The organism is Pseudoxanthomonas composti, assembly GCF_004122095.1.
In the GTDB taxonomy this organism is placed as follows: Bacteria; Pseudomonadota; Gammaproteobacteria; order Xanthomonadales; family Xanthomonadaceae; genus Pseudoxanthomonas_A; species Pseudoxanthomonas_A composti.
This window is the reverse complement of sequence record NZ_SAWZ01000002.1, coordinates 342571-357259: the sequence shown is the minus strand read 5'-3', so window position 1 is coordinate 357259 and position 14689 is coordinate 342571. Positions and strand designations below refer to the sequence as shown.

The following is a 14689-nucleotide window of genomic DNA, read 5'->3' as shown; positions in this document are numbered from 1 at the left end:
GGACCCGGGACCGGGGACCGGGGAAAGCCAAAGCGTCCGTACCACTGCATAACGCCGGGCCCCGCCCGGCGTTGTGCGTTCTAAGCTTCTCCCTCCGGTCCCGGGTCCCCGGTCCCCGGTCCCGAAGACGACACGACCTCGCAAACTCACACACATCATGAAAAGCATCTGCGTCTACTGCGGCTCCAACGCCGGCAACAAACCCATCTACGCCGAACGTGCCACTGAGCTGGGCACGCGCATCGCCCAGGAAGGCCTGCGCCTGGTCTACGGCGGCGGCAACGTCGGCCTGATGGGTGCTGTGGCCAATGCCGTGCTGGCCGCTGGCGGTGAGGTCACCGGCGTGATCCCGCAGCAGCTGGCCGATTGGGAAGTGGCCCATCGCGGCCTGACCACGCTGGAGATCGTCGGCTCCATGCATGAGCGCAAGGCGCGCATGTTCGAGCTGGCCGATGGCTTCGTCACCCTGCCCGGCGGCTTCGGCACCATGGAAGAGATCTTCGAGATGCTGACCTGGCGCCAGCTCGGCATCGGCAACAAGCCCTGCGCCTTCCTGGACGTGCAGGGCTTCTACGCGCCGCTGATCGGCATGATCGATCGCATGGTCGAGGAGCGCTTCCTGCACGCCGACCAGCGCGCCGACCTGTGGTACGGCGCGGACATCGAGACCATGCTGGGCTGGATGCGCAACTACACGCCGGCCCAGGCGAGCAAGTGGATCGATGAGAAGCGGGCCAGCGTCGTGCCGTGAGGGCTTGGTAGGAACGAGTGGAGAGGAAAGAGGAACGAGTGTGGGAATCTCAAGGATCCTCGAAGGCTTCTGTGGGAGCGGTTTTAGCCGCGAACAGGCATTCCCCGGAAAGCCCCTTCGCGGCTGATGGCCCTAGGCCACCTTGAGCCGCTCCTACGGGATGTGGTCAGGGTTAGTCGACTCGTTCCTCGTTCCTCTCCACTCGTTTCTCCCCCAAGTTCCCCCAGCCCAGGAACCCATGCCCCCGACCCCGCCCACCCGCTTCCCCGCCTTCCGTATCCACAGCGACGCTGCCGGATACCGCAGCGGCATCGAATCCATCGGCCTGGACGATCTCAACCCGGGCGAGGTGGTGATCAAGTCGGCCTGGTCCTCGGTCAACTACAAGGACGCGCTGGCGGGGACAGGCCAGGGCAGGATCCTGCGTCGCTTTCCACTGGTCGGGGGCATCGACACGGCCGGGCACGTGGTGGCTTCCACCGACCCGGCCTTCCGCGAGGGCGATGCGGTCCTGCTGACCGGCTGCGGGCTCAGCGAGACACGCGATGGCGGCTACGCCCACTACACGCGTATGCCGGCGCAGTGGGTTGTGCCACTGCCGCAAGGATTGACGCTGCGCGAGAGCATGGTGCTGGGCACGGCAGGCTTCACCGCTGCGCTGGCGCTGTACCGGATGCTGGAGAACCGGCAGAGCCCGGCGCACGGCCCGTTGGCGGTGACCGGCGCCACCGGCGGCGTCGGCTCGCTGGCCGTGGACATCTTCAGCAAGGCCGGCTTCGAGGTGCACGCCATCAGCGGCAAGGCCGAGCGCCACGGATTCCTCAAGGAGCTCGGCGCGGCGCAGGTGCTGGACCGCCAGGCCCTGGCGACGTCGCGGCCGATGGAGTCCACGCGCTTCGGCGGTGGCCTGGACAATGCCGGCGGGGCGATGCTGGCCAGCCTGCTGGCGCAGACCGCGCCTTACGGCAACGTGGTCACCGCCGGACTGGCCGCCAGCGACACCCTGCACGCCAGCCTCATGCCCTTCATCCTGCGCGGGGTATCGCTGCTCGGCGTGGCCTCGGCCGGCACCGCGCGCGAGTTGCGCCGCACGCTCTGGCAGCGCCTGGCCGAGGACTGGAAGCCCCGTCACCTGGACCGCATCTGCACCCGGGAAGCCACCCTCCAGGAGCTGCCGGAGATCTTCGATGCCATGCTGGCCGGGGGCTCGGTGGGGCGGACCGTGATCCGCATCGGATAATCGGAGCGATCCCGCTGCCGACCGGTTGCCAGGCGGATGAACAGCCCTCCAAACTCGGCCTACAATGGGGACGGGGAACTCAGGGGTTTTCGAATGGCAAGGATTCTGATCGTCGACGATTCGCCGTCTCAGCTGCTGGGCATCCAACGGATCGTCGAGAAGCTGGGCCACGAATCGATCACCGCCGAGGACGGCGCTGCCGGTGTGGAGGTCGCCAAGCGCGAGCTGCCGGACATGGTGCTGATGGATGTGGTCATGCCCAACCTCAACGGGTTCCAGGCCACACGGACCCTGAGCCGCGAGTCCACCACCCGGCATATCCCGGTGGTGCTGGTCACCACCAAGGACCAGGACACCGACCGCATGTGGGGCCTGCGCCAGGGCGCCAAGGCCTATCTGACCAAGCCGTTCTCGGAAGACGAGTTGAGCGAGGTCATCGAGCGCATCCTGCAGACCATCGACCGGCCGCCGGCCACCGCCTGAGGGCGCGCAGACTTTTTTGCGAGAGCGGCTCTGGGTGGCCCAGGGCCATCAGCCGCGAAGGGGCTTTCCCGGGAAAGCCTCTTCGCACCTGGAGCCGCTCCCATAAAACCCTAAAGCTCCCACACGACCCGAAAGCTCCCGCAAGATCCGAAGGCTTCCACCAGACCTGAAGACCCTGCAAGCGCCAAAGGCTCCCGCGGAAATCTGAAGGCTCAGGCCGCGCTCGCGCTTCCCTCGAAGGCCTTGGCCAGCGCCTCGTAGGCCTGGCGTTGCTTGTCGCTGGTGGCGCGCGGGGCGGTGATTTCCAGCTCGACGATCTGATCGCCCGCCGTCGCACCGGGCAGGCCGCGACCTCGCAATCGCAGCTTGCGGCCGGCCTCGGAGTCCGCTGGAATCTTCAGGTCCACCTCGCCGCCCAGCGTCGGCACGCTCAGCGTGGCGCCCAGCGCGGCCTGCCAGGGCGTGACCTGCAACACGTGGATGATGTTGCGACCGTCCACCTCGAACTGCGGGTGCGCGGCGTACTCCACCTCAAGCAGCAGGTTGGCGCCGTTGCCGCCCTGCCCGGCCAGACGGATCACCTGCCCGGGCTTGACGCCCTTGGGCACGCGCACGTCCAGCTGCTTGCCGTCGACCTGGATGCGGACACTGCCGCCTTCGTAGACCGCCTTGAGCGGGACGGAGAACTTAGCGCGGGTATCGCCGCGCGGAGGCGCCGCGCCGACACCGGGGCCACCCGGGCCGCGCGAGCGGCGTCCGAACAGGTTCTCGAAGAAATCGCTGAATCCCGAGTCGGCGCCGCCGGCATTGCCGAACACCTCCTCGAAGTTGAACGGCTGGCCCCCGCCGGCGCCCCCGCCGCGGAAATCCGGTGGCGGGCGGAACTCCTCGCCTGGGCGATAGCCGCGCGCCTTGAGCTGGTCATAAGCGGCACGCTTTTCCGGATCGCGCAGGGCCTCGTAGGCCTCGTTGACCGCCTTGAACTTGTCCTCGGCGCCGGCCTCCTTGCTGACATCGGGATGGTACTTGCGGGCCAGGCGGCGATACGCCGTCTTGATCTCGGCTTCGCCGGCGCTGGGCTCCACGCCCAGGATCGCGTAATAGTCTTTGAATTCCATCGTCACCTCACCGGAAAAGCCCGCGACCTTGCGATCGCGGGCTTGCATGTTACCCACCGGCGCATCATCGCGTCGCCACGCGTGAGCGCCCCCCCCCACTCGGCTTATTGCGCGGACGGCTCGGCCTTGGCCGCGACCTGGATGCGGCGCGCGCCGGCCTGGGCCTTCTTGGGGATGGTGATCTCCAGCACGCCGTTGCGGCCTTCGGCCACGATGCCGTCGGCGTCTGCGGTCTCGGGCAGCACGAAACGACGCTCGAACGGCCCGTAGCGGCGTTCGCTGCGGCTGGCCTTGTCGCCTTCTTCCAGCGTCGGCGCGGCCCGCTCGCCGCGCAGGCTGAGCACGTTGCGCTCCATCTGGATCTCGATGGCCTGCAGGTCCACCCCGGGCAGGTCCGCCTGGATGAGGAAGCGCTCGGCGTTCTCGCGGATGTCCACCCGCGGCGACCACTGGCCGGCGTCACTGCCGCTGCGATCGAAAATCTGGTTGAGCTGCTGATGGATGGCCGAAGCGGCCGGCCAGCTGCGATAGATCACGGAATTCATGGGGATGCCCTTCAAGTCGATGCGGCCCGTTGCCGCCTGGTCCAGACATAGGTTTGGGCATGGGGTTTTCAAGACCATTGACGCGCTCTTACCCGCCCCGCGCCTAGCCTTCGGGCTTCCATTCAGGAGGCGCGATGAGCATCCAGGTCGGCGAACCCATCCCCGAGGTCGTCCTCAAGTATTTCCATGACGGCATCCAGTCCGTAGACACCTCCAAGCTGTTCGAGGTCGGCAAGGTGGTGTTGTTCGCCGTGCCCGGCGCGTTTACGCCCACGTGCTCGGCACGCCACCTGCCGGGTTTCGTCGAGCGCTTCGAGGACTTTCGTAAGCGTGGCGTCGAGGTCTACTGCGTGTCGGTCAACGACCCGTTCGTGATGAACGCCTGGGCCAAGTCCGCCGAGGTGCCCGAGGGCCTGCGCATGCTGGCCGACGGCAATGGCGAGTTCACCAAGGCCATGGGGCTGGAGATGGATGCCAGCAGCAACGGCATGGGGCTGCGCTCCAAGCGCTATGCGCTGTATGCCGAGGAAGGCGTGGTACGTGCGCTGTGGGTGGAGGCACCCGGCGAGTTCAAGGTGTCCTCGGCCGAGGCTGTGCTGGAACAGCTTCCGGACTGAACGCGCCGCTGCATTCGCAACCGGCGCTGACTGCGTTTTCGGTGGGGGTAAACGCAGCACCGACACATTCACCGCTCCACGACGCATCCCAGCGCAGCATGCCGCTGCCGCAACCGGAGACAAGCCAATGTCCAAGACATCAGCCACCCAGCAAAATCCCCTCCCCCTGACCGATACCGCCACGCTGCGGGCCAATGCACGTCAGAGCATCGAAGACGGGGCCATCACCAAGAGCTATTCCGCAGATCGCGAAGCCGTCATCAAGATGCTCAACGAGGCCCTGGCCACCGAGTACGTCTGCGTCCTTCGCTACTACCGGCACTACTTCATGGCCAAGGGCATGCTGGCCGACGCGGTCAAGGGCGAGTTCCTCGAGCACGCGCAGCAGGAACAGGACCATGCGCACAAGCTGGCCGAGCGCATCGTGCAGCTGGGCGGCGAGCCGGACCTCAACCCGGACACGCTGACCGCGCGCTCGCATGCCGAGTACAAGGAAGGCAGCGACCTGCGCGACATGGTGAAGGAGAACCTGGTCGCCGAGCGCATCGCCATCGATAGCTATCGCCAGATGATCAACTTCATCGGCGACCGCGACACCACCACCAAGCGTGTGCTGGAGTCGATCCTGGCGCAGGAAGAAGAGCATGCCGACGAGTTCGCCGACATGCTGGAAGGCTGGATCGGCAAGTAAATTCTCGCCGAGGTGTATCGAACGACGGGCGCCATTGGCGCCCGTTTTCGTTTGAACCCAGATAACACTTGGGAAGTCGCACGGAGGTCGCCTCTACGGCGACGGTCGATATCGCAGATTTCGGCCCAATCAGCGCGCTTGTGATCGCAAGGATCGGCCGGTCCACGGCCCTCACTCCAGCACGCTGAAGCGCACCTGGGTCCATGCGCCGCTCTCGGCCAGGGCGGTCAAGGTGTGCCGGCCCGGTTCGGCGTAGTCGCGCACGAAGGGCGCCGCGCCGCTGCTGGTGCCGACCCACCTGCCATCGAGCAGCCATTGCACCTGGGTGGTGGCGCCGATGGCGCGGACCTGCACGCGCGCCGGGTGCGGACTGCCGGGCGCGCGGGCGATGGCGCCGCCTTCGTTCAGGCCCTCGATGCGCAGCGTCTGGTACTGCCCGCGGCCATCGTCCTGGCAATCGGCCGCCAGCGGCGGCAGTTGCGAGACCTGCCGCGTCTGCTGTGACAGCCAGGGTGAGAGCAGCGCCGGCCAGCGGGCGATCTCTACCGACTCCTGGCGATGCGGCAGCCGGCAGTCGGCGGACAGGCGCTGGCCGGTGGCGGCATCGCGCAGGAAGCGCTCGCGGCCGGCGCTCCAGCGCCGCGCATCGCGCTCGGCGAAGGTCGGCGGCACGTTGTGGTCCAGGGTCCAGGCCTGCATGCGACGCTGGCACAGGTCCGGCGCCTGCGGGTCCGGCGCAGTGCCCAGCGGCCAGCAGATCTCCGTCTCAGCCACGTTCGGCGGAGGCGGCCTGGGCGCGTGGTCGCCGACCGTGCGCGGCAGGCTGTCGACGACCTCGAACAGCAGCGGCAAGGCCGTCACCGCGCCGTACTGGCCCGGCAGCGGCGTGCCGTCGGGACGGCCGACCCAGACCCCGACAGTATGGCGGCGCGTCCCGCCCACGGCCCAGGCATCGCGAAAGCCGTAGCTGGTCCCGGTCTTCCACGCCACCTTGGGCCGGGCGCCGGTATCGAAGGCGGCCGCGCCATAGCCGGGCCTGGGGTTGGCCTGAAGGACCTCGCGGATGATCCAGGCCGCGCCGGGCGACATCAGGCGCCGGTCCAGCTGCGGCGCATCGGCGCGATAGCGCACGCGGCCAGCTACGCCGTCCCGGTTCAGGGCCGCATAGGCGCCTACCAGATCCTCCAGCCGCGCACCGGTGCCGCCCAGGATGATCGACAGGTTCGGCGCCGCCCCGCGCGGATAGCGCAGCTGGATGCCGGCATGCGCCAGGCGCGCGGAAAAGCGCGCCGGCCCGACGCGATCCAGCAGGTCCACCGCCGGGATGTTCAGCGACAGCCTCAGCGCCTGCGCCGCACCGACCGGGCCGTTGAAGGCGGTATCGAAGTTGCCGGGCCGGTAGCCACCGAAGGATTGCGGCGCATCCACCAGCAGGCTTTCGCTGTGGATCAGCCCGTCGTCCAGCGCCATCGCATACAGGAAGGGCTTGAGTGTGGACCCGGGCGAACGCCAGGCCTGCACCATGTCCACGTGCCCCAGCCGGGCCTTGTCGCCGAAGGCCACCGAGCCGACATAGGCGCGCGCCTCCAGGGTGGCGTTGTCCACCACCAGTAGTGCCGCGGAAGTACGTGGCGGCAGCTGCGAGAAGTAGGCGCCGACACGCTCCTCCAAGGTGCGCTGCAGCCCGGCATCCAGCGTGGTGACGATGCGCGCCTGGCGCGGGTCGGCCGCATGCAGGCGCTGGGCCAGCAAGGCCGCCGACAGCGGCGGCTGCAGCGAACGCGCCACCACCGGCTCGATGCGGGCGTCCTCCACCTCCGCCTGGCTCCAGATGCGGGCGCTGGCCATGCGCGCCAGCACCTTGTCGCGCGCACGCTGGGCGCGTTGCGGATGGCGGTCCGGGCGCAGGCGGCTGGGCGACTGCGGCAGCACCGCCAGCAGGGCCGCCTCGGCATGGGAGAGCTGTGCGGCGGGCTTGCCCAGGTAGGCCCAGCTGGCGGCCTCCACGCCTTCCAGGGTGCCGCCGAAGGGCGCGCGCTCCAGGTACAGCTGCAGGATCTGGCGCTTGTCCAGATGCGCTTCCAGCTGCAGCGCGCGCAGCACCTGGCGCAGCTTGGCCCAGGGCGTGCGCGTGCGGCCCTGGTGCGCGTCCCGGTCGAGGATGCGGGCCACCTGCATGGTCAGGGTGGAGCCGCCGGACACGATCTGCCCACTGCCGGCCCACTGCCCGGCCGCGCGCAGCATGGCCCAGGGGTTCACGCCTGGATGGCGCCAGAACCAGCGGTCCTCGTAGGTCACCAGCGCCTGCAGGTACAGCGGCGAGATGCGTGCCGGGTCGGTGGGATAACGCCAGACGCCCTCGCGGTCGGCGAAGGCGCGCAGCGGCGTGCCATCGCGCGCCACCACCAGGGTCGAGGTGTCGCGCGCCTTGGGCAGCGGCAAGGGGAATGCCAGGTCGGCGATCAGCATCGCCGTCAGCACCAGCGCCAGGCTCCAGCGCAGCCAGGTCACCATGCGCGAGCTGCGAGCAACGGCCTTCATGCGGGCAAACGGCGACCTGTGAACGATGTGTCAGTGCGAATGATAGCCGTCGGCCGCCTTTGGCCCGGCATCCGGCGCCAGTGGCAGGAAGACGCTGGCCACGCTGCCGGGCGCGTCCGCTCGCGCCTGCAAACGCAGGCTGCCCTGCTGGGACTGGATGATCTGCCGCGACAGCACCAGCCCGATGCCCGAGCCGCCGGGCTTGGTGGTGAAGAACGGCACGAACAGGTTGTCGCTGAGCGGCAGGCCCGGCCCACGGTCGGCGATGTCGATGCGCACCTCCTCCCCGTCCAGGGCCCAGCCCACCTCCACCGGCGAGCCCTCGGGGCCGGCCTCCAGCGCGTTGCGCAGCAGGTTGATCAGCACCTGGTCGAGCTGGTCGGCATCGGCCAGCACCTGCAGCGTCGGCGAAGGCATCAGGCGCACGCGCTCACTGGCGATCAGCTGGCGCACGCGCTGCAAGCGTTCTTCCAGCGCTACCGGCGCGATCACCGGGGGCGGCAGGCGGGCCAGCCGCGCGTATCCCCCCAGGAAGCGCTGCAGGGCGTCGCTGCGCTGCTCGATCAGGCGCAGGCCCTCGACCATGTCCTGCCGGGCCTCGCCATCCAGGGCGGCCTGCGACGCTGGCAGCAGACGCTGCAAGGTGTCGGCCATGGAGGCGATGGGCGCCAGCGAGTTGTTGATCTCATGGCTGAGCACGCGCAGCAGGCGCCGGAAGGCCTGGGCTTCCTCCTCGCGCAGTGCGCGCTCCATCGGCTGCATCACCAGCAGGCGCCCGGACTGGCTGCGACTGCGCAGCGCGGCATGGCTGACCTGCCAGCGACCGGCCTGGCCGGGAAACCGCTGCCCATGCAGCGCCCCGCTGGGCAGCGCGAACAGGGGCGCCAGCCCCAATGCCTGCGCAGCCTGCCCCACCAGCTCGGCCGCCGGCCGGCCCAGCAGGCGCTCGCCGGCCGGGTTGAGCATGCGCAGGCGCTGGTCCTGTTCGAACACGAACACCGCCCCGTCCAGCATCGCCAGGGTCTTGCTCAGCAGCTGCAGGGTTTCGTGGACGCCGCGCCGCTCGTCCTGCAGGTGCAGCGCCAGCCGGTTGAAGGTCTCGGCCAGCCCGGCATCCACCCGTGGTCGCGCGGCCGCCGCGCGCACGCTGAAGTCGCCTTCGCGCAACGCATCGACCAGGCTGGCCAGGGTGATCAGGGCGTGGCGCGCGCGGCGCACCTGCCAGGCGCCCAGCGCCAACGTCAGGCCCAGCACCAGGGCCAGCAGCAGCCAGCGCGCCGCGCCCTGCGGCACGCCCGCGACCAGCACGATGGCCAGGGCCAGCAGCGCCGGGGTGGCCACCAGCAGCGCGCGCCACAGCGGAAGCGCGGCGGCCCTCAAGACTCGGACGCCGCCTCGCCCAGGCCGTGCTTTTCCATGCGCCGGTACAGGCTCTGCCGGGTGATGCCCAATTGGTCCGCGCTGCGCTGCAGGTTGCCGGGATGCTCGCGCAGCGCCTTGCGCAGCAGCCAGGCCTCGGCTTGCTCCAGCGTCATCCCGGCCAGCGACGCCTCCAGCGATGGCGCCGGCTGCAGGCGCAGGTCTTCGGCGCCCAGGCGCGCACCCGTGGACAGCAGCGCGGCCCGCTCCATGGCGTGCGACAGCTCGCGCACGTTGCCCGGCCAGGCGTAGCCCAGCAGCGCACGTTCGGCTGATGGCGCCAGGCCGGGCACGGCGCGCCCATAGCGCTGGCAGGCGGCAGCCAGGTAGTGGCGAGCCAACGGCGGGATATCCTCACGCCGCTCGCGCAGCGGCGGCACCCGCACCTGGAAGGTGTTGATGCGGTAGAGCAGGTCCTGGCGGAAACGCCCCGCCGCCACTTCCGCCGCCAGGTCGGCATTGGTGGCCGCCACGATCCGCGTATCCACGCGCAGGGTGCGCGAGGAGCCCAGGCGCTCGAACTCGCCATCCTCGATGGCCCGCAGCAGCTTGGGCTGCTGCTCCAGCGGCAGGTTGCCGATCTCGTCCAGGAACAGCGTGCCGCCATCGGCCAGCTCGAAGCGCCCCACCCGCTCCTGGCGTGCATCGGTGTAGGCACCCTTGACGTTGCCGAACAGTTCGGCCTCGAACAGGGTCGGCGCCAGGCCACCCAGGTTGACCTTGACCAGCGCCTGCTCCCGCCGCGGCGACCACTGATGGATGAGCTGGCCGATCATGCTCTTGCCGGTGCCGTTCTCGCCCAGCAGCAGCACCGTGGCATCGCTGTGGGCCACCCGCAGCAGGTCCTCCATCAGCCGCTGCATCACCGGCGAGGCGGCGATGAATCCCTCGCTGCCCTCGCTGGCCAGCAGCGCGTTGGCCGCGCTGAGCCGCTGCCGCTCGCGCTGGCTGCGGTCCAGGGCGATGCGGCTCTCCAGCACCGACAGCACGCGCGCGTTGTTCCAGGGCTTTTCGATGAAATCCACCGCGCCCACGCGCATGGCCTGCACGGCCAACTCGACGCTGGCCCAGGCGGTCATCGCCACCACCGGCAGCCCTGGCCACTGCGTGGCGATCTGCGCGATCAACTCCAGCCCCTCGGCGCCGGAGGTGGTGTCGCGGCTGTAGTTCATGTCCACCAGCACCGCGGCGAAATCATCGCCGCGCAGCAGCGCCAGCGCCTCGTCCGGGGCCGCCGCGCCGACCATCCCATAGCCTGCGGTCTTGAGCAGCAGGCGCAGGGCCTGGCGGACATCGTCCTGGTCATCGACCACCAGGACGCGTTGCGGCGGCCTGGTCACCGTCACGCCGCCACCCAATTTTCCAAGGCAAGTCCCGGCACGCGTTCGAACTCACGGATGTCGTTGCTCACCAGCACCACCTCCAGCGCCAACGCATGCGCGGCGATGAGCTGGTCCAGCGCACCGATGGGGCGCCCCGTACGCTCCAGCCCGCTGCGCAAGGCACCGTAGCGGCGCGCGGCCACCTCATCGAATGGCAACACATCCAGCGGCGCCAGGAACTTTTCCAGCGCCTGCGCGTTGCGCTGCGATCCGCTCTTTTCCACGCCGTAACGCAGCTCGGCCGCCGTGATGCTGGAAATACCGACCTCGCCGGCATGCAGGTGCTCGAAATGCATGAACACTTCCGCAGGGCGACGGTTGATGATGTAGATGCAGATGTTGGTGTCCAACAGGTAGCGCAGCCGGCTCATTCCGGCCAGGCCTCGCGCGCCTGCTGCTCCGGCTGGTCGCGCGCCATCGCAAACCCGGGCTCGAACTCCTCCAATGCCTCGCGCATCACCTGCCAGGGCGCATCGACCGGCAGCAGCAACACACCATTGCCGAAGCGCCGCGCAATGACCTCGTCTCCCTCGAATCGCAGTGCCTTGGGCAGACGTACCGCTTGGCTGCGCCCGGACTGAAATAATTTGGCTGTCGTTGTCATCTGCTGGGCCCCAGGGAAGGCAATTGATAGATATCGATGATAACCACCAAAGGGGCGACGTCAATCAGCCCGCGCTTGCTCAACTTCTCAACGCCTGCATCGGCGGCACCCGTGCAGCACGCAGCGCCGGCACCAGTGCGGCCAGGGCACCGGTCGATGCCAATACGCCGAGCACCAGGGCGATGGCCGTCGGATCGGCCGCCCCCACGCCGAACAGGAAGCCCTGCAGCACCCGCGAACCGGCCAGCGCGATCGCCAGGCCGATCGCCAGGCCCAGGCCGATCTGCCTGCTGCTCTCGACCAGCACCAAGCGGAGCAAGCGCAGGGGTGGCGCCCCCAGCGCTGCGCGGACACCGAACTCATGTCGGCGCGCCGCCACCGAGGTCGCCATCACTGCGTACAGGCCGATGGATGCCAGCAATAGCGCGAGCGCGGCGAACAGGCCCACCAGCAGCAGGTTGAGCTTCTGCTGATCGGTCGTGGAGGCGACCAGTGCGTCCATCGATCGAAGCTCGGAGATCGGCTGACCCGGCGCGACCTCGGCGATGGCGCGTTGCACTTCGCGTTGACCGATCGGCATCCCCGGCTGCATCCGGATCGAATAGGTCAGGCCGCCGAAGCCGCTGACGATCTTCCAGAAGCCCTCGGGCAACTGCGCCATCGGGGTGTAGACGATGGGACTGGGCGGCGCCGATGGCCCCTTGTGCCGGACGTCTCCCACGACGCCCACCACCCGCATGACCACGCGCTTGTTGTCGGCGCCGATGGTGATGCGCTTGCCCAGCGCGTGGCCGTCCAGATGGGTCTTGGCGAAGGCCTGGCTGACCAGGCAGACCGGCTCCGCGCCCGCGGTATCCGACGCTTGGATGCCGCGGCCGGACAGCACGGGAATTCCGTAAACCTGCAGGCCCTGCGGCGTGGTGAAGCGATACTGCGCGCTGACCTCCTGTCCATTGGGCAGCTCCAGTCCCCAGTTGAGCTGGGTGGTCACCGGCGGGTTGCTCCCGGCAGCGGCGTAGCGCACGCCGGGGATGCGCTGCAGACGCGCGATGATGCGCTCGGTGTCCCGCACGGCGTCTTGGATCGTCGCAGTCCTGGACTTGATGGGCGACAGCCCGAACACGCTGACCGCCTGGCTCTGGATGCCCAAGGGCACCTTGGACAGTTCGTTGAGTGTGCGGATGAACAAGGCGGCGCCGGTCAGCAGCACGACCGCAAGCGCAACCTGTGCCACCACCAAGGCCCGTCCGAGCCGGCCGGAACTGCGGCTCCAGCCTGCGCGGCCGCCTCCGACCAGTTCGGCAGGAAGGTTGAGGGAGCGCGCCCGCCAGGCACCCAGCAGCACCGCCAGGGACGAGCACCCCACGCCGCAGGCCAGCGCGAACCAAACGCTGCCTGCCGCCAGCGCGGGCGGGTCGCCGCGCAGCCACTCGGGCGGAACGAAGCCCGAAAACCCCTTGAGCATCAACCAGGCAAGCAACAGGCCCGCCATGCCGCCCAGGGCGCCGACCAGCACGCCTTCGGCCAGCATGGGGCCGCTCAGCCGGAGCGCCGACGCGCCCAGGGACAGCCGCACGGCTTGGTCGTGGCTCCGGCCCAGCACGCGCAGCAGCATCAGGCCCGCCAGGTTGATCACCGCGATCAGCAGGACGCACCCAGCGGCGGCCAGGAACATCCACAGGACGTTCCCGCTCTGGGAGGCAAAGAGGCTGGACTTGATCGGAAGCGCATTGGGCGGGTACCTGCGCAGGGCCTGCTTGAGCTCGTCCAGGTTCCTGGCGAACACCGGGCTGCCCAGGAGCAGATTGCCGATGGCCACCTCGGCCTCGGCCGACGCCGCCTGCACCGACACGCCCGGCTTCAGGCGCGCCACGATGGTCTCGTTCTGCTCGAGGTTGGGGCTGAGCGGGTCGAGCTTCATCGGCTGGATGATGTCGAACCCCTCCCACCACTGGAAGTCGGCCGACAGCACCCCGACCACTTGCGCCGGGCGCCCTTCCACCTGCAGGGTCGACCCCACCACGGAAGCATCGCCATGTCCGATCTGTTGCCAGTACGCGTGGCTGAGGATGACCGCCTCGGGACCCCCTGGGCGATCCTCCTCGGGACTGAAGTTGCGCCCCATCGCGAACGGCAGGCCGAGGGTGCTCAGGAAACCTCGGTCTGCATGCAGGGCGCGCACCACCTGGCCTTCATCGCCGTGGGCCACGTTCGCGCTCATCGCCCAGCCGCGCAGGATCCCGGACGACTCAAAGGCGCGCATCTGCCGCACGCGCGCCAGGTAGGCAGGCCCGGCGTGGTTGGTGCCGCCGTCGTAGGCCTGTCCCACCGTCACCAGCCGGTCCGCCTGGGGAAACGGCAGCGCCCGCAGCAGGGCCTGGTCGATCAGCGCGAACACCGCGGTGCTGGTGGCCACGCCCAGGGCCAGCGTGGCCACGGCCAGCAGCAGGTAGCCCGGCCGTCGCAGCAGGCCCCGCCAGGATTGCCGGGCCTCGCGCAACAGGATGGCCGCGCTCACCGGCTGGCCTCGGCCAGCAGCGGCAGCGCCACGTCCTGCTCGTAACGCAGGCGCTCGAAGGTGTCCTCATCGACGATGCGCCCATCCAGCATGTGCACGATGCGCTGGGCGCGGCGGGCGAAGGCGGCATCGTGGGTGACCATGCACAGCGTGGCGCCGTTGGCGTGCAGTTGCTCCAGCAGTTGCATCACCGCCTCACCGTTGTGCGTGTCCAGGTTGCCGGTGGGCTCGTCGGCCAGCAGGATCGCCGGCTCGCCCACCAGGGCGCGGGCCACCGCCACGCGCTGCTGCTGTCCTCCGGAGAGCTGGCCGGGGTAGTGGCCGGTCCGGTGGCTCATGCCCACCACTTCCAGCACCTCGCGCACGCGCCGGCGCATCTCTTCCCGGCCGACGCCATCGCGGTAGGTCAGCGGCAGGGCAACGTTCTCCGCCACGGTCAGGTCGGCGATCAGGTTGAAGGCCTGGAAGATGAAACCGATCTGCCCGTTGCGGATGCGCGCCCGCCCGCGCGCATCCAGCTGCGCCACGTCCTGCCCCGCCAGTTGGTACTGGCCGGTGCTGGGCGGATCCAGCAGGCCCAGGATCGACAGCAAGGTCGACTTGCCGCAGCCGGAGGGGCCGGTGATGGCGAGAAAATCGCCCTTGTGGATGTCCAGCGCGATCTCGGACAGCGCATGGGTCTCCACCTCGTCGGTATGGAAGACCTTGCCCAGTCCGCGCAGCTGCAGCAGAGGCGAGGCGGGGTCGTGAGGTGCGGCGTTCATGGGTGGGTCTCCTGGA

Annotated in this window: 14 protein-coding genes; 5 read left to right on the top strand and 9 right to left on the bottom strand. The window is 69.2% G+C overall.

Annotation, left to right across the window (positions count from 1 at the left end):
- The first annotated feature begins 157 nt into the window (after positions 1–157).
- The 3 genes from EPA99_RS04855 to pilH all read left to right on the top strand — a co-directional run bounded on the left by EPA99_RS04855 (position 158) and on the right by pilH (position 2474).
- Positions 158–751, top strand: coding sequence for an LOG family protein (locus EPA99_RS04855; protein WP_129470065.1), 594 nt, complete (start codon positions 158–160; stop codon positions 749–751).
- A gap of 238 nt (positions 752–989) precedes the next feature.
- Positions 990–1991 carry a YhdH/YhfP family quinone oxidoreductase gene (locus EPA99_RS04850; protein WP_129470064.1) on the top strand — a complete coding sequence of 334 codons (1002 nt, stop codon included), beginning with the start codon at positions 990–992 and terminating at the stop codon, positions 1989–1991.
- Positions 1992–2084: 93 nt separating this feature from the next.
- Positions 2085–2474, top strand: a complete 390-nt coding sequence (gene pilH / locus EPA99_RS04845) for a twitching motility response regulator PilH (RefSeq protein WP_129470063.1) — start codon at positions 2085–2087, stop codon at positions 2472–2474.
- A gap of 212 nt (positions 2475–2686) precedes the next feature.
- Here pilH and EPA99_RS04840 read toward each other — a convergent pair whose 3' ends face one another.
- A complete protein-coding gene (locus EPA99_RS04840) occupies positions 2687–3592 on the bottom strand; it encodes a DnaJ C-terminal domain-containing protein (RefSeq protein ID WP_129470396.1) in 906 nt (301 codons plus the stop codon).
- A gap of 104 nt (positions 3593–3696) precedes the next feature.
- On the bottom strand, positions 3697–4137 hold the full coding sequence (locus EPA99_RS04835) for an Hsp20/alpha crystallin family protein (protein ID WP_129470062.1): 441 nt from the start codon (positions 4135–4137) through the stop codon (positions 3697–3699).
- A gap of 134 nt (positions 4138–4271) precedes the next feature.
- Between EPA99_RS04835 and EPA99_RS04830 the strand changes: the two genes are divergently transcribed.
- Both EPA99_RS04830 and EPA99_RS04825 read left to right on the top strand, forming a co-directional pair.
- Entirely contained in the window at positions 4272–4754 is a 483-nt protein-coding gene (locus EPA99_RS04830; protein WP_129470061.1) for a peroxiredoxin, read from the top strand.
- A 127-nt stretch (positions 4755–4881) separates the two neighbouring features.
- Complete coding sequence (locus EPA99_RS04825; RefSeq protein ID WP_129470060.1) at positions 4882–5445, top strand: ferritin-like domain-containing protein; 564 nt, start codon at positions 4882–4884, stop codon at positions 5443–5445.
- 171 nt (positions 5446–5616) lie between these two features.
- Here the strand turns inward: EPA99_RS04825 and pbpC are convergent, their stop codons facing one another.
- The 7 genes from pbpC to EPA99_RS04790 form a co-directional block, all read right to left on the bottom strand.
- Positions 5617–7986, bottom strand: coding sequence for a penicillin-binding protein 1C (pbpC, locus tag EPA99_RS04820; RefSeq protein WP_129470059.1), 2370 nt, complete (start codon positions 7984–7986; stop codon positions 5617–5619).
- Positions 7987–8016: 30 nt separating this feature from the next.
- Entirely contained in the window at positions 8017–8571 is a 555-nt protein-coding gene (locus tag EPA99_RS18805; RefSeq protein WP_206733707.1) for a sensor histidine kinase, read from the bottom strand.
- A 791-nt stretch (positions 8572–9362) separates the two neighbouring features.
- Entirely contained in the window at positions 9363–10751 is a 1389-nt protein-coding gene (locus EPA99_RS04810) for a sigma-54-dependent transcriptional regulator (protein ID WP_129470057.1), read from the bottom strand.
- Positions 10748–11158, bottom strand: a complete 411-nt coding sequence (vapC, locus tag EPA99_RS04805; RefSeq protein ID WP_241688266.1) for a type II toxin-antitoxin system tRNA(fMet)-specific endonuclease VapC — start codon at positions 11156–11158, stop codon at positions 10748–10750. The genes EPA99_RS04810 and vapC overlap by 4 nt, the downstream gene beginning before the upstream one ends.
- Entirely contained in the window at positions 11155–11391 is a 237-nt protein-coding gene (locus EPA99_RS04800; RefSeq protein ID WP_129470056.1) for an antitoxin, read from the bottom strand. The genes vapC and EPA99_RS04800 overlap by 4 nt, the downstream gene beginning before the upstream one ends.
- A 79-nt stretch (positions 11392–11470) precedes the next feature.
- Positions 11471–13909, bottom strand: a complete 2439-nt coding sequence (locus EPA99_RS04795; protein WP_129470055.1) for an ADOP family duplicated permease — start codon at positions 13907–13909, stop codon at positions 11471–11473.
- Positions 13906–14673 carry an ABC transporter ATP-binding protein gene (locus tag EPA99_RS04790; RefSeq protein ID WP_129470054.1) on the bottom strand — a complete coding sequence of 256 codons (768 nt, stop codon included), beginning with the start codon at positions 14671–14673 and terminating at the stop codon, positions 13906–13908. Before EPA99_RS04790 ends, EPA99_RS04795 begins: the two co-directional genes overlap by 4 nt.
- Between the last annotated feature and the right edge of the window lie 16 nt (positions 14674–14689).